Genomic DNA, 20029 nt, shown 5'->3' with positions numbered 1-20029 from the left:
CCGCGCGTTCGCGGCGACGCGACGGATCGGCCACAATGCGTGCAGCGCTTCTGGGAGGGAGATGCATGCACACGGACCTGCCGGCGTTCGCCACGCATACGGTCGACAATCAGCCGCCGCCGTTCGAACCGCGCGATCTTTGGGCCGACGACGTGGCGCTGCGTGAGGCCTGCGCACGCGAGGGCGCGGACGGCTTCGCGGCGACGCTGGCGCAGTACGGCGTGCTGGCCGGCGATGCGCTATATCGGCTCGGCTTCGACGCCAACCGCGACCGTCCGCGGCTGCGCACGCACGACCGCTACGGCCATCGCATCGACACGGTCGAGTTTCACCCGGCCTATCACCAGTTGCTGGACGCGGCCAAGCGCCATGGCGTGGCCGGGCTGTCCTGGCACAGCCCGCAGCCGGGCGTGCATGTGGCGCGCGCGGCGCTGAGCTACCTGCACCACCAGGCCGAGGCCGGCACCAGTTGCCCGCTGACCATGACCCATGCCGCGGTCGCGGTGTTGCGCCAGGACCCGGCCTTGCGCGAATGGGCCGACAAGGCCGCCGCGCCGCACTACGACCCGCGCGATGTGCCGATCGCCGACAAGGCCGGCATCACCCTGGGCATGGGCATGACCGAGAAGCAGGGCGGCTCGGACGTGCGCCGCAACGCCACCGTCGCCACGCCGCTGGACGGCGACGGCGCGTACAGCCTGGTCGGGCACAAGTGGTTCTTCTCCGCACCGATGTCCGACGGCTTCCTGGTGCTGGCGCAGGCGCCGGGCGGCCTGACCTGCTTCCTGCTGCCACGGCGCCTGCCCGATGGGCAGCTCAACGCACTGCGGCTGATGCGGCTGAAGGACAAGCTGGGCGACTGGTCCAACGCGTCCAGCGAAGTCGAGTTCGCCGGGGCCTGGGCGCAGCGGGTCGGCGAGGAAGGGCGTGGGGTGGCGCGGATCATCGGCATGGTGATGCTGACCCGGCTCGACTGCATGCTCGCCGCCGCCGCGCAGATGCGCATGGCGCTGGCGCAGGCGCTGCACCACGCGCGACATCGCATCGCGTTCGGCAAGCGCCTGGTCGAGCAGCCGCTGATGCGCAACGTGCTGGCCGATCTGGCCCTGGAATCGGAAGCCGCCACCGCGTTCGCGCTGCGGGTGGCGCGCGCGGTGGATGCCGCCGACGCCGATGCCGCCGAGGCCGCATTCGCGCGCATTGCCACCGCGCTGGGCAAGTACTGGCTGTGCAAGCGCGCGCCGGCCTTCGTCAACGAGGCGCAGGAATGCCTGGGCGGTGCCGGCTACGTCGAGGAGTCGATCCTGCCGCGGCTGTACCGGCAGGCGCCGCTGAATTCGATCTGGGAGGGCAGCGGCAACATCCAGTGCCTGGACGTGCTGCGCGCGCTGGCGCGCGAACCGGCCAGCGCGGCCGCGGTGCTGGCGGAGTTGCAGACGGCGGGCGGCACCGACCCGGCCTATGACGCGGCGTTGGACGCACTGCGCGCGTCGCTGTCCGGCAACGCCGAAGTGGACGAGTACAGCGCACGGCGCCTGGCCGAACGCATCGCACTGGCCTTGCAGGCCGCGCTCCTGCTGCGCAGCGGCAGTCCGGCCGCCGGCGCGTTCGTGCGCAGCCGACTGGCCGGCGCGCATGGATTGGCGTTCGGCACGCTGGAGCCGGGTGTGCCGGTCGAGGAACTGCTGGTGCGTGCGTTGCCGTAGGCCATGCGGCATAGCGACCCAGCGCGCCGTCGCCAAGTGGGAGATAAGTGGGCCGGCACTTCCTTCTCCCTCCGGGACCACGGCCCCCTTTTTGGGGGAAGGTGCCCCGAAGGGGCGGATGAGGGTACGGCTGCCAGCCTAGTCAGGCAGCAAGTGCAGCGATCACCGGCGACGCGCGGCCGTACCCTCACCCCAACCCCTCTCCCGACGGGAGAGGGGCTCAGCTTCTGCAATGCCATGAGCTGCGGTATGAAGGCCAGCGCGCCCTCGACATGTGGAAAAGCGGGCCGGCACTTCCTTCTCCCTCCGGGAGAAGGTGCCCCGAAGGGGCGGATGAGGGTACGGCGGCCAGCCTAGTCAGGCAGCAAGTGCAGCGATCACCGGCGACGCGCGGCCGTACCCTCACCCCAACCCCTCTCCCGACGGGAGAGGGGCTCAGCTTCTGCAATGCCATGAGTTGCGGTATGAAGGCCAGCGCGCCCTCGGCATGTAGAAAAGCGGGCCGGCACTTCCTTCTCCCTCCGGGAGAAGGTGCCCCGAAGGGGCGGATGAGGGTACGGCGGCCAACGTCGCCACGCAGCAAGTGCGGTGATTAGAGGCGACGCGCAGCCGTACCCTCACCCCAACCCCTCTCCCGACGGGAGAGGGGCCAGCCTTTTACGAATCCCCAATCCCCAATCCCCAATCCCGGCGCCGCAAGGCGCTAATGCCTCCCGCGCTTCCCCCCACGCATCGGCGTCGCCTCCACCGACAGCGTGAAGCTGCGTTCCTCGCCGTCGAGCATGGCGCCGACGCCGACCAACTGGCGCTTGATTTCCTCGCCGCGGCCATTGCGGATGCTGACCAATACGGTGTACTCCCAGGCGCTGCCGTCGGCCGGGTGGCGGATGCTGCCCTCCACGCGCAGCGGCACCAGCGCCGATGGCGCCGACTGCTGCAGCACCGCCGAATCGAAGCGCAGGTGGTGCTTGCACGCCGGGCAGACGCTGGCGCTTTCGAGAATGGTGGCCTTGCAGTGCGGGCAGGTCCGGGTCGCCCCCGGACTGCCGGGACGCGGGCTGCTCATGCGCCGGCGTCGGACTCCGCGGGCTTGCCGCCCTTGCGGGCATGTTTGTCGTCGTCCCAGCCGAAGTCGGCCTGGCCGCGCATGCGCGAGCCGGCGGCCACGGTCAGCGAGCCGGCCTTGACGTCGCCGATCAGTGCGCCGGAGGCGAGCAGTTCCACTCGCGAGGCGGATTCGATGTTGCCTTCCAGCTCGCCGGCGATCACCACCTTGTCGGCGCGCACGCCGCCGCTGAGCTTGGCGCCGGTCTCGATGGTGAGGTCGCCCTGCACGTTGACGTCGCCCTTGAACTTGCCGGCGATGCGAATGTGGCCGGTGCCCTCGATCTTGCCTTCGATGCTGATGTCGGCGGCGATCAGCGATTCCTTCGCGGCGGGTGCCGGCGCAGGGGCGCGGGCGGCAGGGGCGGCGGCGGCGACCGCGGCGAGCGGTTCGCCTGGGGCGGCATCGCCCGCCGGGCGCGGCTCCGGCGGCAACGCGCCGTTGCCGGGAACGGGCGGCAGGCCATCCTTGCGCGCAGGACCCTGGTCTTTCCAGATTGACATGGGCTGTCGTCTCCAGTCGGGGGAAGCGCGACTATCGCCGCTCTATCGCGTCGGTTTTGTGACGCTTTCTTCAAAACGACGGCCCGACCGCGACCGCCGCCGGTTCAGCCCATGCCGTCCAGCGCCAGGTCGTAGGCCTGCACCTGGTTGCGGCCGCAGCGCTTGGCCCGGTACAGCGCCGCATCGGCCTTGCGCAGCAGGGTGGTGGCGACCACGCCGTCGCGCGCATAGCTGGCCACGCCGATCGACATGGTCACCGCCGGCAGCGCCTTGCCGTCCACGGTCGCGCTCAATTGCTGGGCGGCGCTGCGGATCTGTTCGGCGATGGCCTGCGCCTGTTCCGGCCCGGTCTCCGGCAGGATCACCGTGAACTCCTCACCGCCGTAGCGGCAGGCGATGTCCTCGCCGCGCAGCCGCGTCGACAGCATCTGCCCGACCGCGGCCAGCAGGGCGTCGCCGCCGCCGTGGCCGTGCAGGTCGTTGAACTGCTTGAAGTGGTCCACGTCCAGCATCAGCAGCGACAGCGGCATCTGCCGGCGTCCGCAGCGGGCCAGTTCGTGGTTGAGCGATTCTTCCAGGTAGCGCCGGTTGAACAGGCCGGTGAGCGGGTCGCGGATCGACTGCAGGCGCAGCGACTCGCGCAGACGCAGGTTGCTCAGCGCCAGCGACAGCTGCTCGGCGGCGGCCTCGGCGATGGCGATGCGCGGCAGTGGACCGGTGCCGCGCCCGGCCAGGAACACAAAGCCCAACTGGGTGCCCTGAGCCGACAACGGAATGCAGGCGGTGCTGGCACCGGCCGCGTACGGATCCTCGCGCAGATGCGCGCAGGCCGAGTCGTGGCCCTGCGCATGCACGAAGTGGCTCTTGTCGCGGCGCAAGGCCCAGCAGTCCTGCGGCGCCACGGCCGGCTCGCTGCCGACCGGCGGCTGGCCCCAACTGACGATTTCCTCGGCGCGGTCGCGCGAGGCGCGCAGCAGGTAGACGCTGCCGCCGGTGTCGGGCATCAGCGCGGCGAGCAGGCGTGCGGTCACCGTCAGTGCCTCGGCCGGCTCCACGCAACTCTGCAGCAGGCCGGTATAGCGGCTGAGCGCGTTGAGGTCGGCACTGGTGCGCTCCAGCTCGGTGATGCTGGCTTCCATCTTCTCGTTGGCGACCGAGGCGGCCTGCTCGGCGTTGCTGCGGTTGCGCAGTTCGCGCAGCAGCAGCGCGTACACCACGCCGACGCTGCCCAGGCCGAACGGGATGCCGGCCAGGGCGAGCACCAGCAGCATGTCGGCGCTGCGCTGGTTGGAGGTGTCGCGGCTCTGCAGCAGTTGCAGTTCCACGTCGGTCATCTGCTGCACTTGGTCGCGGATCGCGCTGGAGCTCTGGTACACGCTGGGCGCCATCGCCTGCCGCAGCGCCTGCAGGCCGTCGCGCTGGTACACCGCGAGCATCTCCCGCATCTGCCGCAGGCGCGTGTCCATCGACTGCTGCAGCACCTGGATGTTGGCGATCTGCACGGGATTGTCGGAAACCAGCTTGCGCAGCTGCGCCAACTGCCGCGGCACGCGTTCGGCGCTGTCGTAGTAGAGGCTCAGATAGGCCTGGTTGTCGGTCAACTCGTAGCCGCGCAACGAGGATTCGGTCATCAGCAAGGTGGATTGCACCTCGTCGATGTTGCGCAGCACTTCGTGGGTATGCGCGACGCGTGCGGCGTCGGAGATGGCGCGTTGTGCGCCGTAGAACACGCCGGCGCCGATCAGCACGAAGACCGCGGCGGAGAACAGCAGGGCTAGACGGGTCCTGGCCCGCACACGTTGGAGAATCGGCATCGCAAAAGTCTACTGTGACGCCGCAAACGCCTTGGACCGGCGTCACAAAAGACGCCCTGCCGGCACAGCGCGCGGCACGCGCTGCGCGGCAGAGGCCGCCCCCGCATGCACGGGGACGGCCAATGACTCAATGCTGCTCGCGGTCGCCGTTGTGCGGATCTTCGTTGGCGTTCTCGCGTGCCTTGTCGGCGACTTTCTGCGCCGCATTCGCCGTCGCCTCGCTGGCATCGGCCGCCATCTCCTTGGCTGCGGCCGAGGCATCCTTGACGGCATCGGAGTTGGCCGCACGGTGCGCGGCATCGCGCGCGTCGGCGGCGACCTCGCGCCCGGCCTGCGCGACCTCGCCGGCGGCTTCCTTGGCCGCTTCGCCGGTCTGTTCGGCAGCGACCTTGGCGTCGCGTTGTGCCTGCTGCGATTCGGGACCCTGGCAGCCGGCCAGTGCGAGGGCGCCCAGCAGGGCCACGATCGGGGTCTTGTTCATGCGGCTTCTCCGTCCACGGGTGGGTGACGCGGCGCAGCCTAGGCGGACGCGCATGCAGCCTGCGTCAAGGCGAAGCGGTGGCGCGGGGCAGTGTTCAGGAAGGCGCTGTCGCTGGTGGGGGAGGCGCCGTGGGGTGGGAGCCAGGCACTGCGATGCGCGCGGCTGCCGTCGCATGCCGGCGATGCGGGCCATGCGGATGTGCGGCGTCGGCGCGTACGCGCCGCACGTGCATGGCGCGTGGCAGCGGTGCGCATCGCCCGCCGCGGGCGGCGGTGCGGCGCGTCGTGCGGGTCATGCGTCGCGCTTGTATGCGCGCTACGCGTGGACCACGCAATGGCGCGGACGAATCCTGTGTGTGGGGACGCACGCTTGCGAGGCGACGTCAGCGGCGGACGACGGCGCGGCATTCGCGCGAGGCGAACATGCATGCGTCGTCACCCACGCCGCCCTCCGGGAACACGCTGTGCCGGCACGCTGGTGGCGCCGTTGCAGCGCTGCCCGGCAAACGCCAGGCAAAGAAAAAGCCGCTGGCGGACCAGCGGCTCTTTCAGGACTGCAAAAAGCAAGAAGTGATTACTTCTTGGCTTCCTGAGCAGCGTCCTTCGCCTTGTCGGCGGTGTCTTCCGCAGCCTTGGCGGTGTCGGCAGCCTTGTCGGCAGCGGCATCGGTCGGGGCAGCGGCGGCAGCGGCCGAAGCGTCGGCAGCGGTGTTGGCGGCGGTCGCGGCGGTGTCGGCAGCGGCCTGAGCGGCGTCGGCGGTCGGGGCGCCGGCGGCAGCCGACTGGTCGGCAGCAGCCTGCGCGTCGGTGGCGGCTTCGTTAGCCGAAGCGGCGGCGTCCTGGGCCTGCTCCTGCTTCGAGCACGCGGCCAGGGCCAGGCCCAGGGCCATTGCGATCAGCAGCTTGTTGATGCTCATTGTGTCTATCCTCGTCGTTTAGTTAGGCAACGCGCGAATGCGCGCCCTCAACATGATGACAAGCCAAAGTCGGCTGTCAAGCGCACGCGCATTCATTTTTGTGTTTCAGGGGTTAATCCCAATCAAATCAATTCGATGGCGACCGCTGTCGCTTCGCCACCGCCGATGCACAGCGTCGCGATTCCGCGGCGGCCGCCACGGCTGCGCAACGCATTTAGCAATGTCACCAGCAGCCGCGCACCGGAGGCGCCGATCGGATGGCCGAGCGCGCAGGCGCCGCCATGGACGTTGACCTTGGCGTGGTCCAGGCCCAGTTCCTTGATGGGCACCATCGCCACCACGGCGAAGGCTTCGTTGATCTCGAACAGGTCGACGTCGTCCAGGCTCCAGCCGACCTGGTCAAGCAGCTTGCGGATCGCGCCCACCGGCGCGGTGGTGAACCATTCCGGCGCCTGCGAGAAGGTCGCATGGCCGACGATCCGCGCCAGCGGCGCGACGCCGCGGCGGGCGGCCTCGTCGGCGCCCAGCAGCACCAGCGCGGCGGCGCCGTCGGAGATGCTCGAGGAGCTGGCCGCGGTGACCGTGCCGTCCTTCTTGAACGCCGGCTTCAGCGCCGGGATCTTGGTCACGTCGGACTTGCCCGGCTGCTCGTCGCTGTCGACCCGTACCTCGCCCTTGCGGGTGGCCACGGCGACCGGGACGATCTCGTCGGCGAAGGCGCCATCGCGCTGCGCGGCCTGCGCGCGGTTCACCGATTCGATCGCGAACGCGTCCTGGTCCTGGCGGCTGAAGCCGAACTTCTCCGCGGTGGCCTCGCCGAACACGCCCATCGCCTGGCCGTCGTCGGGATTGGTCAGGCCGTCCCAGGCCATGTGGTCGACCGCCTGGAAGTTGCCGTAGCGGTTGCCGGTGCGCGAGTTCGGCAGCAGGTGCGGCGCGTTGCTCATCGACTCCATGCCGCCGGCGACGACGATGCTGGCCGAACCGGCCTTGATCAGGTCGTGTCCCAGCATCACCGCCTTCATGCCCGAGCCGCAGACCTTGTTGATGGTGGTGGCGCCGGTGCCGTCGGGCACGCCGGCCGCGCGCGCGGCCTGACGTGCCGGGGCCTGGCCGAGGTTGGCCGGCAGCACGCAGCCCATGATGACTTCGGAAACGTCGGCGGCGGGGATGCCGGACTGCTCCAGCGCGGCGCGGATGGCCGCGGCGCCCAGCGTCGGCGTGGGCACGCCGTTGAACTGGCCCAGGAACGCGCCGATGGCGGTGCGCTTGGCCGCGGCGATGACGATCTCGGTCATGGCAAACCCTTACGAAAGTGGTGTGCCGATTATCGGCCGCGGCGCGGGTTCTGCCAATTGCGTCCACCACCGGGCCAGTCCTATGGTTTGCATTCCAGTGTAGATTTGACGTAGTTCAGCGCCGTCGTCGGCGGCCGCTAACGGGGGCAACACCGGCCGTATGGCCGGCAGACGACATTTGAGGGGAAGGACATGCGGGCATTGATGGCACGGTCGCTATTGGCGGCCGCGGTAGCGGTTGCGCTCACCTCGTGCGGTGGCGGCGGTGGCGGTGGCGGAAATCTGACCCATGGCACTCCGCCACCGACCTCTCCGCCTCCGCCCCCACCACCGCCGCCGCCTCCGCCGCCGCCGACGTCGCCACCTCCGACCTCGCCGCCGCCGCCCCAGCCGGCGTTCGACGCGCACCTGACCCTGACCAATACGCTGGCTGCGCACAACGCCGGCTACGACGGCAGCGGTTACCGCATCGGCGTGGTCGACACCGGCGTCAACCGCAACCATCCGGCGCTGGCCGGGCGGGTGGTGTCGAACCTGATCTACGTCGATCCGAGCCAGAACAACACCAAGGTCGACGACGTCGACGGCCACGGCACCACCGTGGCGCAGCTGGCGGCAGGCAAGTCGGTCGGACAGTGGCCGGGCGGCATCGCGCCGGGCGCGCAGATCGTGTCCGCGCGCATCATTTCCGACACGCCGCCCAAGGACGACGGCAGCGGCAGCGGCAACCAGGTCAGCGGCGGACTGGGCCTGACCCAGGTGCACCAGGACCTGATCAATGCCGGCGTCAAGGTGATGAACAACTCGTGGGGCGGCATCTACTGGACCGACCTGAACTCGACCAATGCCATCGCCGCCGAGTACCGTCCGTTCGTGCTCGGCAACGGTGGCCTGGTGGTGTTCGCCGCCGGCAACGAATCCAAGTCCACGCCCTCGGACATCGCTTCGCTGCCCAGCAAGGCCGGCCCCAACGGCACCCTGCCGGCGGCGGACCTGGAGCGCGGCTGGCTGGTGGTGGCGGCAACCGATTCGAGCACCGGCACGCAACTGGCCTCGTACTCCAACGCCTGCGGCGCGGCGATGCGCTACTGCCTGGTCGCGCCCGGCACCGAGGTGTTCGTCGATCCCAAGGCGACCACCGCCACCAGCAACCCCGACTACTACTACGGCAGCGGCACCTCGTTCGCGGCGCCGCTGGTGTCCGGCGCGGCGGCGCTGGTCTGGCAGGCCTTCCCGTACTTCACCAACGATCTGGTCCGGCAGACCCTGCTCGGCACTGCCACCGACCTGGGTACGCCCGGCGTGGACGCGACCTTCGGCTACGGCCTGCTCAACGTCGGCAAGGCGGTGCAGGGACCGGGCCGCTTCGACTGGGGCGACGTGACGGTGGGATTCACCGGCAATTCGACCTGGGCCAACAACATCGCCGGCAGCGGCGGGCTGATCAAGCAGGGCAGCGGCACGCTGAATCTCAGCGGCACCCAGAACACCTACAGCGGCGACACCCAGGTGCAGGGCGGCACGCTCAGCGCGGCCAGCCTGGGCAGCTCGAACGTGGCGATCAGCAATGGCGCCACCTTCGTCGGCACCGGCGCGCTCGGCGGCAGCGTCGCCAATGCCGGCACCTTCCAGGTCGGTGCGGCCACGCTGAGCCTGAGCGGCAACTACGTGCAGAGCAGCAACGGCCGCCTGGCGCTGCTGGTCGGCGACAAGCTCTCGGTCGGCGGCAGCGCCACCCTGCAGGGCGGTTCGCTGTACGTGCTCGGCAAGCGCGACTACGTGGTCAACAACACCGCGTACACGGTGCTGCAGGCCAACGGCGGGCTCACCGGCACCTTCGCCTCGGTGACCACGCCGTCGAACGTGTTCCTGACCTCGTCGCTGTCCTACGACGCCACCAGCGCCTCGATCACCGTGCAGTCGCTGAGCGTCACCGCGGCCGCGGCCAGCTTCGGCAACATCACCGCCGCCACGCTGGCCTCCGCGACGCGCGTGGATGCGGCGTTCGCGCAGCTCAACACGCAGCTGAGTCACGACCCGGCCACGGTCGATGGCGCACTGCTCAAGGCGGCCGGCGCGGTGCAGCAGTCGCCGAGCGTGGCGGCGGCGTCGGCGACGCTGCGCAGCCTGTCCGGCGAGGCGCATGCCGCGGCCACCGCGATGACCTTCGACACCATGGACCTGCAGCGGCGCGCGCTGTCCAGCCGCTTCGATACGCTGGTCGACCAACCGCGCGCGGTCGGCGCCTGGAGCCAGCGCCTGGGCGAGACCGGGCAGGGCAGCTTCGCCGGCAGCCAGTTCCAGCTCGATGGCTGGCTGATGGGCCAGGACCTGCGCCTGGGCGAGCACGCGGTGGCTGGCTTCGCCTTCGGCGAGAGCCGTGCCAGCGACGCCGGCAGCCTGGACCGCAGCCGCAACCGCCAGGTGCAGGGCCAGGCCTATCTCGGCGCGATGGCGGGCAATGCGTACGCGCTGGCGCAACTGGGTAGCGGCCAGTACCAGCGCCAGCTCGACCGCAGCCTGCTGCTCGGCGACACCGTCGCCGACGCCTCCAGCCGCTACGCCGGTCGCTTCCTGTCCTACAGCGTGGAGGTCGGCTATCGGCTCGGGCGCGGCCCGGCGTGGCTGACCCCGTATGCCGGCGCCGACTACAGCCGCATCGACAGCGATGGCTTCCGCGAACAGGGGGGCGATGGCTTCGGGCTGATGGCCGGTGCCGCCAGTTCCTCGCGCAGCCAGGCCTTGGCCGGCCTGCGCGGCGGATTCGGCGGGCGCGGCTGGTCGCTGCAGGGCTATGCCGAGTGGCAGCAGACGCTGGCCGCGCAGGGACTGGACCGGCAGGCCAGCTTCGTCGGCGTGAACGCGTGGGCGCCGCTGGTGGACCTGCAGCCGGCGCGTTCGGGCGGCCTGTTCGGCGCCAGCCTGCAGACCCGCTGGAACGGCGGGCTGCTGGGGCTGGGCTACGACCAGCGCTTCGGCCCGCGTGGCGACGACCGCGCGGTGTCGCTGCGCTATCGCCTGGGCTTCTGAGTCCGGGGACCCGGACCGGCGCGTGCGGCGCCGGTGCGGGGTCGATCCGTCAAGCAGGGCCGGGACGTCCCGGCCCTGCGATCTGCGGCCTTCCGCCTGCGGTGCAGGCGGTGCGTGGCGTCACTCGCCGCGCAGATGGCCCATCGAACGCGGCGCGGTGCGGCCCAGCGGCAGCTTGAGCTTGCCGATCGCCTGCATGCGCGCCTCGGCGATGCGGTCGGCGGCCTGTTGCGGCGGAATGTTCTCGCGCTCGGACAGGTCGAAGATCTTGCCGAGATTGTGGTACATGCTGCGGATCAGCCGCATCGCGCGTTCGCGGTTGTAGCCGTCGATCTCCAGCGACACGTTCATCACGCCGCCGGCGTTGACCGCGTAGTCGGGCGCGTAGAGGATGCCGCGGCGGTGCAGTTCCTCGCCGACCGCGGCATTGGCCAACTGGTTGTTGGCGGTGCCGCAGACGATCTTGACCTTGAGCCGCGGTAGCTTGGCCTCGTCGAGCGCGCTCTCCATGGCGCACGGCGCCAGCACATCGGCGGCGACGTCGTAGATATCGTCCGGGTCCACCGCTTCGGCGCCGTATTCGGCCACCGCGCGCGCGACCAGCGCCGGGTCCAGGTCGGTCACGTACAGCTTGGCGCCGCGTTCCTTGAGCAGCTTCACCAGCTCCATGCCGATGTGGCCCAGGCCCTGCACGGCGATGCTGGTCTTGCCGATCTCCTCGTGGCCGAACTTGCGCTGCAGCGAGGCCATCAGCGCCTGCAGCGCGCCGTAGGCGGTGAACGGGGCCGGGTCGCCGGAGCCGCCGTGCACCTGGTGCACGCCGGTGACGTACTCGGTCTCCAGGTAGATCTGCTCCATATCGTTGACGTCGGTGCCGACGTCCTCGGCGGTGATGTAGCGGCCGCCCAGCGAATCGACGTAGCGGCCGAAGGCGCGGAACAGCGCTTCGGACTTGTCGCTCTTCGGGTCGCCGATGATCACCGCCTTGCCGCCGCCGATGTTGAGCCCGGCCAGCGCGTTCTTGTAGGTCATGGTGCGGCTGAGCCGCAGCGCGTCCTGCAGGGCGGACTCGGTGTTGGCGTAGGGGCGCATGCGCACGCCGCCCAGCGCGGGGCCGAGTACGGTGTTGTGGATGGCGATGATCGCCTGCAGTCCCACGTCGCGGTTGTGGCAGAAGACGACCTGTTCGTGGCCGGTGTTGGCTAGCGTTTCGAAAAGCATGGGGGCTCCGCTGGCGTTGCAGGTGTCGGACACCATGGTCCAGGAACGTGCCTGGTGGGTGGCGCAAAACAAAAACGCGACGGTTCCGGAACAGGCCCTGAGCGTCGCGATGCCGACATTTTAAAGCAATTGCCGGCCGCCCGCGCGACGGCGCCGTGGCCACACGCGGGAATCTCGCGGCTCTGTGCGACGCCAGTCGGGCAGGTGGCGTGCCGGTTCGCCGGGCGGCTTGCGTGGTGGCGGGACGTGGGCTTCCGCGGCAATGGCGCTTGGCACCCGGGTGCGGGCGGTGCGATGGCGGATCTGGTCGGTCGAGTGCTGACGGTGGCCGAGCCGGTGCAGTGGCTCGGGACGAGCGCCGGCGCCGTGGGGCGGCAGCGGTCGGTAGCAGTGGTTGGCAGCGGTGGGCCCGTACCGCCGCGGCCCTGAATGCCGCGGCGGCGTGGCCCGCGATCGCCGCCGGCACGGCGATCGCGTCTCCCTGGGGATGGATGGACTAGCGGCGTACCCAATAGCCGGCGTGGAAGCGATAGGCGGGGCCGTAGTGCTCCCAGCGCGGACCGACATAGACGTAGCCCGGCCGTTCCACCACGTAGCGGCCGGCGACCCAGACGTGGTGGCGTCCGTTCCATTGCCAGTAGCCGGGCATCCAGACATAGCCGGGCCGCACCACCACTCGTTCCACCCGAGGCGGCGGCGGGGCGGTGCGGACCGACAGTTCCACCACTTCGCGCGCCTGCGCGGGCGCGGCGGCCATGGCGCCGGCGAGCGCGCCGCCGAGCAGGGTGGCCAGCAACAAGGGACGAGCGAACATGCGATGTCTCCGAAGGCATCGGCGGGCTGCCGACGCGGGAGGAAACGCCGCGACCGGCACGGTTGTTGACGCGTTTCCGAGGGCGTATTCATGCAGCGGATAGCCAGGCGCGACGTCGCGTACGCGGTTTGCCGCCCACGTGCGCATGCTGCAGCGCAACCTGCCCGTGTCGTGCTGCACGCCTAGAATCGCGGCATTCTCTTTTCGATGTCCGCACGATGAGCCTTCCCGCGTCCCGCGTTCCGTTGCCGCAGACCGACGCCAGTCCCCTGCGTTTCGTCACCGCCGCCAGCCTGTTCGACGGCCACGATGCGGCGATCAACATCATGCGCCGCCTGATCCAGGCGCAGGGCGCCGAGGTGATCCATCTCGGCCACAACCGCAGCGTCGAGGACGTGGTGCGCGCGGCGCTGCACGAGGATGCCGACGCGATCGCGCTGTCGTCCTACCAAGGCGGCCACGTGGAGTACTTCAAGTACATGGTGGACATGCTGCGCGAGCGCGGCGCCGCGCATGTACGGGTGTTCGGCGGCGGTGGCGGCACCATCACCCCGGAGGAAATCGCCGAACTGCAGGCCTACGGCGTGGAGCGCATCTACCACCCCAACGACGGCATGAAGATGGGCCTGGTGGAGATGATCGAGGACGTGGTGGCGCGGGCAGGGCGGGCGCGGGACTCGGGACCCGGGACCCGGGACCCGGAACAGGCCGGCATTCCGCTTCCGGGCATCGACGACGAGATCGGCATCGGCAGGATGTTGTCGGCCATCGAGGACGGGGCGTTCTCCGAAGCGGAGCTGGCGCTGCTGCGCAAGCAGTGGCAATCCGGCCTGCCGGGCACCATCGGGTCCCGGGTCCCCGGTCCCGGGTCCCGCAGCGGGCGCACCGCGCCCGTGCTCGGCCTCACCGGCACCGGCGGTGCCGGCAAGTCTTCGGTCACCGACGAACTGCTCAACCGCTTCCTGGCCAGCTTCCCGCAGATGCGCATCGCGGTGGTGTCGGTGGACCCCAGCCGCCGCCGCACCGGCGGTGCGCTGCTCGGCGACCGCATCCGCATGAACGCGCTGCGCAGCCCGCGCGTGTACATGCGCTCGATGGCCACGCGGCGCCAGCACGCCGCCACCAACCGGGTGCTGAAGGACTGCATCGCGTTGTTGAAGGCGGTCGGCTACGACCTGGTGATCGTGGAGACCGCCGGCATCGGCCAGAGCGATTCGGAGATCGTCGACCTGGTCGATTTCCCGGTGTACGTGATGACCAGCGACTACGGTGCGCCGAGCCAGCTGGAGAAGATCGACATGCTCGACTTCGCGGAACTGGTGGTGCTGAACAAGTACGACCGGCGCGGCGCCGAGGACGCGCTGCGCGACGTGCGCAAGCAGTGGCGGCGCAACCGCGCGGCGTTCCAGTTGGAGGACGAGGCGGTGCCGGTGTATCCGACCATCGCCAGCCAGTTCAACGACCCGGGCGTGAGCTGGATGTTCGTCAATCTGTGCCGTCTGCTGCGCGACAAGCTGACGGCGCAGGCCGATGCCGCCGCTGGCCCGCCGGCGCACTGCGATTTCCGCCCGCAGCTCGACACCACGCTGAAGGAGCCGCGCGCCACCGTGCTGATTCCCGGCGCACGCGTGCGCTACCTGGCCGAGATCGCCGAGCAGGGCCGGGCGATCAATGCCGGGGTGCTGCGCCAAGCCGAGGCCGCCGACCGTGCGCAGGCGTTCTGGCAGGCGCTGCACGAACTGCAGGATCCGCAACTGCCGGCGCAGCTGGAACTGTATGCGGCGCAGGATCTGCTGCCGGCGTCGCGTGCATCCGCCGATGCGTCCGCCGACGCCGTCGACGCCAGCCTGCTGCTCCTGCGCCAGCGCTACAACGATGCCTTGCAGTCGCTGTCCAGCGAATCGCTGAAACTGCTGCGCGAGTGGCCGCAGCGGCTGAAGTCGATCACCGACCCGGTCACCGAATACGCGGTACGCGGCAAGCCGATCCGGGTGGAGAACTACCGGCAGTCGCTGAGCCACCAGTCCATTCCGAAGATCGCCGCGCCGCGCTACAAGAGCTGGGGCGAACTGCTGACCTTCCTCGGCAAGGAGAACCTGCCCGGCAGCTATCCGTACACCGGCGGCGTGTATCCGTACCGGCGCACCGGCGAGGATCCGATCCGCATGTTCGCCGGCGAGGGCACGCCCGAGCGCACCAACCGGCGCTTCCACTACCTGAGCGTCGGCCAGCCGGCCGCACGCCTGTCCACGGCCTTCGACAGCGTCACCCTGTACGGCGAGGACCCGGCGCCGCGCCCGGACATCTACGGCAAGATCGGCAACTCCGGGGTCAACATCCCGACCCTGGACGACATGAAGAAGCTGTACTCCGGCTTCGACCTGTGCGCGCCGACCACCAGCGTGTCGATGACCATCAACGGTCCGGCGCCGATGATCCTGGCGATGTTCATGAACACCGCCATCGACCAGCAGGTGGAGAAGTATCTGAAGGCCGACGCGCAGCGCTGGGCCCAGGCCGAGCAGACGCTGGCCCGGTTGTTCGAAGGCCGCGAACGCCCGCGCTATCACGGCGAGTTGCCGCCGGGCAACGACGGCCTCGGCCTGGCCCTGCTCGGGGTCAGCGGCGACCAGTTGCTGGACGCGGAGACCTACGCGCAGATCAAGGCGCAGACCCTATCCAGCGTGCGCGGCACGGTGCAGGCCGACATCCTCAAGGAGGATCAGGCGCAGAACACCTGCATCTTCAGCACCGAGTTCGCGCTGCGGATGATGGGCGACATCCAGCAGTATTTCGTCGAGCAGAAGGTGCGCAACTTCTACTCGGTGTCGATCTCCGGCTATCACATCGCCGAGGCCGGCGCGAACCCCATCAGCCAGCTCGCCTTTACCCTCAGCAACGGTTTCACCATCGTCGAGTACTACCTGGCGCGCGGCATGCACATCGACGATTTCGCGCCGAACCTGAGCTTCTTCTTCAGCAACGGCATGGACCCGGAGTACACGGTGATCGGCCGCGTGGCGCGGCGGATCTGGGCACGGGCGATGCGCGAGCGCTACGGCGGCAACGAGCGCAGCCAGATGATGAAGTACCACATCCAGACCTCGGGCCGTTCGCTGCACGCCCAGGAGATCCAGTTCAACGACATCCGCACCACGCTGCAGGCGCTGTACGCGCTGTTCGACAACTGCAACAGCCTGCACACCAACGCCTACGACGAGGCGATCACCACGCCGACCGAGGAGAGCGTGCGCCGCGCGGTGGCGATCCAGATGATCATCAACAAGGAGCTGGGGCTGAACTTCTGCGAGAACCCCTGGCAGGGCAGCTTCATCGTCGAGCAGCTCACCGACCTGGTGGAAGAAGCGGTGTACAAGGAGTTCGAGGCGATCAGCGAGCGCGGTGGCGTGCTCGGCGCGATGGACACCATGTACCAGCGCGGCAAGATCCAGGAAGAGAGTCTGTACTACGAACACAAGAAGCACGACGGCAGTCTGCCGCTGGTCGGGGTCAACACCTTCCTGCCCAAGGAGCATGCCGGCGAGACCGCGACCGAGATCGAGCTGATCCGCTCCACTGAGCAGGAAAAGGATCAGCAGATCGGCAACGTGCGCGACTGGCAGCAGCGCCGCAACGCGCTGGCGCTGGTCGCCGGTGGCGCCGGCCTGGGCGCGTTGCAGCGCACCGCGCGCGAGCGCCGCAACGTGTTCGCGGCGCTGATGGAGGCGGTCAAGACTCACAGCCTGGGCCAGATCAGCCATGCGCTGTACGAGGTGGGCGGCGAGTATCGGCGCAACATGTAGGCGCCGACGGTCGTGGCTGCCGACGCCGGCGTGCCGGCGAGGGTGCCTGCCGCGTGCGCTTCTGCGGCGCCGCGCCAGCGCATGCGGCAATCTTGCGGCCGCGGCCCGGGCGGTCTCATAGTGTCCCATCGATTCACGCAGAGGGTGCCGATGAAAGCCTGGGGAGCGTTGGCAGTGTTGATGGCGTGCGCGGCGACGACCCGCGCGGCGGAACCGGCCGGGGATGGGGCGGCGGGGCCGCTGTTCGACACCGTCGCGACGCTGGACCAGCGCCTGTTCGAGGCCTACAACCGCTGCGACCTGGCGGCGTTCGAGTCGTCGTTCGTGCCGGACGTGGAGTTCTACCACGACACCGGCGGCGTCACCTGGGACCGCGCGAGCGTCGTCGACAACACGCGCAAATGGATCTGCGGCAAGGTCCGCCGCGAGTTGCTGCCCGGTACGTTGCGGGTCTATCCGATCAAGGACTTCGGGGCGATCGAGGAAGGCGAGCACCGCTTCTGCGAGCTGGCCAGCGGCCGCTGCGAGGGCATCGCCAAGTTCGTGATGGTGTGGCGCCAGGACCCGGACGGTTGGAAGTTGACGCGGGTACTCAGCTACGGGCATCGCACCGCGCCCGCACCGGCGCCGCACTGAGCGAGGGGGCGGCCGTCGCCCCCCAGAGGGCGGCGTTCAAGCCCCATCGCCCCGACCAGACCCGCCACGTGCCGTCCGCAGGCGGCAGCGAGGAGCGGCGCAACAGGCTGATGGAGTGGTGCAGCGCGGTGTCGGCACGCCGCTTGCTTGCTGCTGAGTGGCGCGATCGCGCGTTGTCCATGACCGCCTCACGGCGGTCGGCCACCGCATCACGTCGGCGTTGCGCAGAAACCCGCGCGGCGTGCTTGAATGACATGGCGTGCCGCGTGGGCGCGCACCGGTGGCCGGGCGCGGGGACCTGGCGATGTTTTGCGGATGACGACGATCGTGCCGATCATGTGGATTGCTATCAGTGCGGGTGCGCTGGTGCTGGGGGGCGGACTGTGGTGGTGGCTGCGGCGTGGCCCTGGCGATGCGGCCGAGGCGCCGCAGGCGCGCGCCCATGTCGAGGATGCCGACGTATCCGCGGCACCGGCAGTGTCTGCACCCACCGCGCCAGCCGCGCCTGTTGCCCCGGTGGACCCGGGCCTCGACCCTTTCGCCGACCCGGCCCTGCTCGATCTGGATCCGGTGCCGGACGCCGCGATCCTCGCGCGCCTGTGCGAGCTGGCATTCGCCGGCCGGCCGGTGATCACGTCGGCCACGCCTGCGCCGGCGGTCATGGCCGAGGCCGCCGCGGTGCTGGCGCGCATCGATGCGCATCCGCGCTACACGCCGCGACGCCCGCACCTGCTGCCGCAGCTCACCCGCGCGATCAACGACCCGACCGCCGGCGCCCATTCCATCGCCACGATCCTGGGCCAGGACCCGGCGCTGGCCGGCAACCTGCTGCGCATCGCCAACAGCGTCGTCTACCGCCGCCATCCCGAGCCGATCGAGAACCTGGAGCGGGCGGTGGCCCTGCTCGGCACCGAGGGCCTGCGCCAGATCGTGCTGGCGGCGCTGCTGCAACCGGTGATCGTCGACGACGGCAGCGTCTTCGGCCGCTGTGCGGCGGTGCTGTGGGAACACACCCTGCTGTCGGCGCACGCCGCCTCCCAGGGGCCCGACCGCGAGGATGCGAACGCCGCGCAGCTGCTGGCGCTGTTGTGCGGGCTGGGCGCGGTCTCGGTGGTGCAGGTGCTGCGCGATGTCCACGCACGCCACGCCGAGGCAGCGCCAACGCCGGCGGCGATGACCGAGATGCTGGAGGCCTGGTCGGCACACTGCGCCAAGGCTATCTCTGCGGACTGGGGGCTGTCGCCGCGCGTGCAACGCGCCCTGGAGGAGCAGTCGGGCGACGCCGATGTGGCGACCATGAGTGCACTCGGCCTGGCCCTGCGCCGGCATCGCGCCGCGGCGGCCGCGCAGCTGGCGGTGCGCTATCGCCGTTAGGTGGCGCCGTTGCGTGGTCCAGCCAGTGATTGGTCGAAACGTGCGGCAGAGCGGCCGGCTGCCGAAGCGATGCTCGGCTACCCGGCGATGCGACGGGAGGTCGGCGCAGCCGACAGCGCGAGACAGCATGCGCCGACGCAGGCGCGGATCCCTGTCGTGTCCACGCTGGCGCCGAGGCTGATCTGCTTGCTGGCGCCGTTGGCGACGATCGCCGTCCATGAAGGTGGCGCCATCGCTCCAGCGTTGCGCCCGCGCTGCCGGGCATTGATGGCCACGCGGTACCCTGACGCGGCGGGGGCGCAGGCGTGGTTGCGGCTGGCGGAGGCGGCGGCCGAAGACCAGGTCGATCGTGCCCTGCGAGCCACCGAAGCCGTGCTGCGCGATGCGATCCGTGGACTGCTAAAGGCCGAATGACCCGTTGCTTCGGCGCGGTCGACGCCATGCGCAGCTCGCATGAAGCGCGGCGCGTTTTCTCGACGTCATGCAGACCCGATGCGCCCGGCGGGCAGGAGGCGGCCGGCCGAGCGGGATGCCCCGGCTGCACGCATGCAGCCGGCGCGACGGCGGCGTGGCGAGCGCGTCTGCCTCAGCGCAGCGGCACGTCGGCGACCTTGTCCTGGTAGTCGCGCTTGGGGTCGATGCCGAACAGCACCTTGATGCCGGCCATCAGGCTGGAACCGTTGAGCCAGATCTGCGCGTGATCCGGGTCCAGGCGCAGCAGCGCCAGTTTCGGATCGTCCTTGCCCTGTTCGTACCAGGCGTCGATGAAGCCGTTCCACAGGCGCTCGATCACCGCCTGGTCGTTATCGACGCTGAGCGTGCCGCTGATGCTGGCGAACAGGTCGTGGTTCTTGGCGCTGAACGCCGCGATCACCCGCTGGCTCTGCGTCAGCTTCTGCACCAGCGCGTTGTCCTTGGAGGTGAAGAACCAGATCGGGCCGCCGCGATCGCCCTCGAACTGCGCGGTCATCGGCCGGGCGTGGCCGTCCTCGACGCCGTCCAGACCCAGCATCACGGTGCGGTCGGACTTCAATGCCTTCCAGAATTTCTCTTCCAGTTCCTGCGGGCTGGCCATGCGGATCTCCGAGCGGGCGACAGTGCCCGCCTGCACTGTGCCTGCGGGGGCGCGCGCAGTCCGTGACGGGAGGGTGCAGGCCACGTGCAGAGCCGGTGCGCGCGTACCCCTGTAGACAAGTGCGGCGACGTGCAGCGCGCTGCGATGCGTATCGAAGCATCGCGCCGATCCCCAGTGGTACTAAGCGACCACGCCACGCATGCAGCGTGGCGGACGGACCACGGTTCCGCAGGGAAGGCGTGTGCCGACTGCCC

The 20029-nt window shown here is 69.9% G+C and carries 15 protein-coding genes; 6 read left to right on the top strand and 9 right to left on the bottom strand.

Annotated elements, in window-relative coordinates:
- Positions 1 to 50 precede the first annotated feature (50 nt).
- Positions 51 to 1706: an acyl-CoA dehydrogenase family protein gene (locus tag RAB70_RS18330; protein ID WP_408068878.1), complete on the top strand. Its 1656-nt coding sequence runs from the start codon at positions 51 to 53 to the stop codon at positions 1704 to 1706.
- Positions 1707 to 2409: 703 nt separating this feature from the next.
- Here the strand turns inward: RAB70_RS18330 and RAB70_RS18325 are convergent.
- The 6 genes from RAB70_RS18325 to RAB70_RS18300 all read right to left on the bottom strand — a co-directional run bounded on the left by RAB70_RS18325 (position 2410) and on the right by RAB70_RS18300 (position 7822).
- Positions 2410 to 2772 carry a hypothetical protein gene (locus RAB70_RS18325; protein ID WP_265530057.1) on the bottom strand — a complete coding sequence of 121 codons (363 nt, stop codon included), beginning with the start codon at positions 2770 to 2772 and terminating at the stop codon, positions 2410 to 2412.
- Positions 2769 to 3314, bottom strand: coding sequence for a polymer-forming cytoskeletal protein (locus RAB70_RS18320; protein ID WP_265530055.1), 546 nt, complete (start codon positions 3312 to 3314; stop codon positions 2769 to 2771). Before RAB70_RS18320 ends, RAB70_RS18325 begins: the two co-directional genes overlap by 4 nt.
- A 104-nt stretch (positions 3315 to 3418) precedes the next feature.
- Complete coding sequence (locus RAB70_RS18315) at positions 3419 to 5128, bottom strand: diguanylate cyclase (protein ID WP_211352278.1); 1710 nt, start codon at positions 5126 to 5128, stop codon at positions 3419 to 3421.
- 127 nt (positions 5129 to 5255) lie between these two features.
- Positions 5256 to 5609 (bottom strand): hypothetical protein, encoded by a 354-nt coding sequence (locus RAB70_RS18310; RefSeq protein WP_148829421.1) that lies wholly within the window; start codon positions 5607 to 5609, stop codon positions 5256 to 5258.
- Positions 5610 to 6182: 573 nt separating this feature from the next.
- Positions 6183 to 6524 carry a hypothetical protein gene (locus RAB70_RS18305; RefSeq protein WP_048490955.1) on the bottom strand — a complete coding sequence of 114 codons (342 nt, stop codon included), beginning with the start codon at positions 6522 to 6524 and terminating at the stop codon, positions 6183 to 6185.
- Positions 6525 to 6646: 122 nt separating this feature from the next.
- Positions 6647 to 7822: a thiolase family protein gene (locus RAB70_RS18300; RefSeq protein WP_017914368.1), complete on the bottom strand. Its 1176-nt coding sequence runs from the start codon at positions 7820 to 7822 to the stop codon at positions 6647 to 6649.
- A gap of 204 nt (positions 7823 to 8026) precedes the next feature.
- Between RAB70_RS18300 and RAB70_RS18295 the strand changes: the two genes are divergently transcribed.
- On the top strand, positions 8027 to 10852 hold the full coding sequence (locus RAB70_RS18295; protein ID WP_265530049.1) for a S8 family serine peptidase: 2826 nt from the start codon (positions 8027 to 8029) through the stop codon (positions 10850 to 10852).
- Between the two features lie 120 nt (positions 10853 to 10972).
- On the opposite strand, the gene RAB70_RS18290 is transcribed toward RAB70_RS18295, so the two are convergent.
- Both RAB70_RS18290 and RAB70_RS18285 read right to left on the bottom strand, forming a co-directional pair.
- Positions 10973 to 12073, bottom strand: coding sequence for a Glu/Leu/Phe/Val dehydrogenase dimerization domain-containing protein (locus RAB70_RS18290; RefSeq protein WP_148828776.1), 1101 nt, complete (start codon positions 12071 to 12073; stop codon positions 10973 to 10975).
- A gap of 496 nt (positions 12074 to 12569) precedes the next feature.
- A complete protein-coding gene (locus RAB70_RS18285) occupies positions 12570 to 12887 on the bottom strand; it encodes a hypothetical protein (protein ID WP_225851628.1) in 318 nt (105 codons plus the stop codon).
- Positions 12888 to 13105: 218 nt separating this feature from the next.
- Here RAB70_RS18285 and RAB70_RS18280 point away from each other — a divergent pair, with 218 nt between their 5' ends.
- From RAB70_RS18280 to RAB70_RS18265, 4 genes are all read left to right on the top strand, one after another.
- Positions 13106 to 16690, top strand: a complete 3585-nt coding sequence (locus RAB70_RS18280; RefSeq protein WP_148828777.1) for a methylmalonyl-CoA mutase family protein — start codon at positions 13106 to 13108, stop codon at positions 16688 to 16690.
- A gap of 150 nt (positions 16691 to 16840) precedes the next feature.
- Positions 16841 to 17326, top strand: coding sequence for a nuclear transport factor 2 family protein (locus RAB70_RS18275; protein WP_148828778.1), 486 nt, complete (start codon positions 16841 to 16843; stop codon positions 17324 to 17326).
- 315 nt (positions 17327 to 17641) lie between these two features.
- A complete protein-coding gene (locus tag RAB70_RS18270) occupies positions 17642 to 18700 on the top strand; it encodes an HDOD domain-containing protein (protein ID WP_148828779.1) in 1059 nt (352 codons plus the stop codon).
- 69 nt (positions 18701 to 18769) lie between these two features.
- Complete coding sequence (locus tag RAB70_RS18265; RefSeq protein ID WP_148828780.1) at positions 18770 to 19114, top strand: hypothetical protein; 345 nt, start codon at positions 18770 to 18772, stop codon at positions 19112 to 19114.
- A 172-nt stretch (positions 19115 to 19286) separates the two neighbouring features.
- On the opposite strand, the gene RAB70_RS18260 is transcribed toward RAB70_RS18265, so the two are convergent.
- Positions 19287 to 19775: a pyridoxamine 5'-phosphate oxidase family protein gene (locus RAB70_RS18260; protein ID WP_010342308.1), complete on the bottom strand. Its 489-nt coding sequence runs from the start codon at positions 19773 to 19775 to the stop codon at positions 19287 to 19289.
- Positions 19776 to 20029: the final 254 nt, after the last annotated feature.

Source organism: Xanthomonas sontii (assembly GCF_040529055.1).
GTDB classification, from domain to species: Bacteria; Pseudomonadota; Gammaproteobacteria; order Xanthomonadales; family Xanthomonadaceae; genus Xanthomonas_A; species Xanthomonas_A sontii.
Note: the sequence above shows the minus strand (reverse complement) of the source record. Positions and strands in the feature narration are given on the sequence as shown.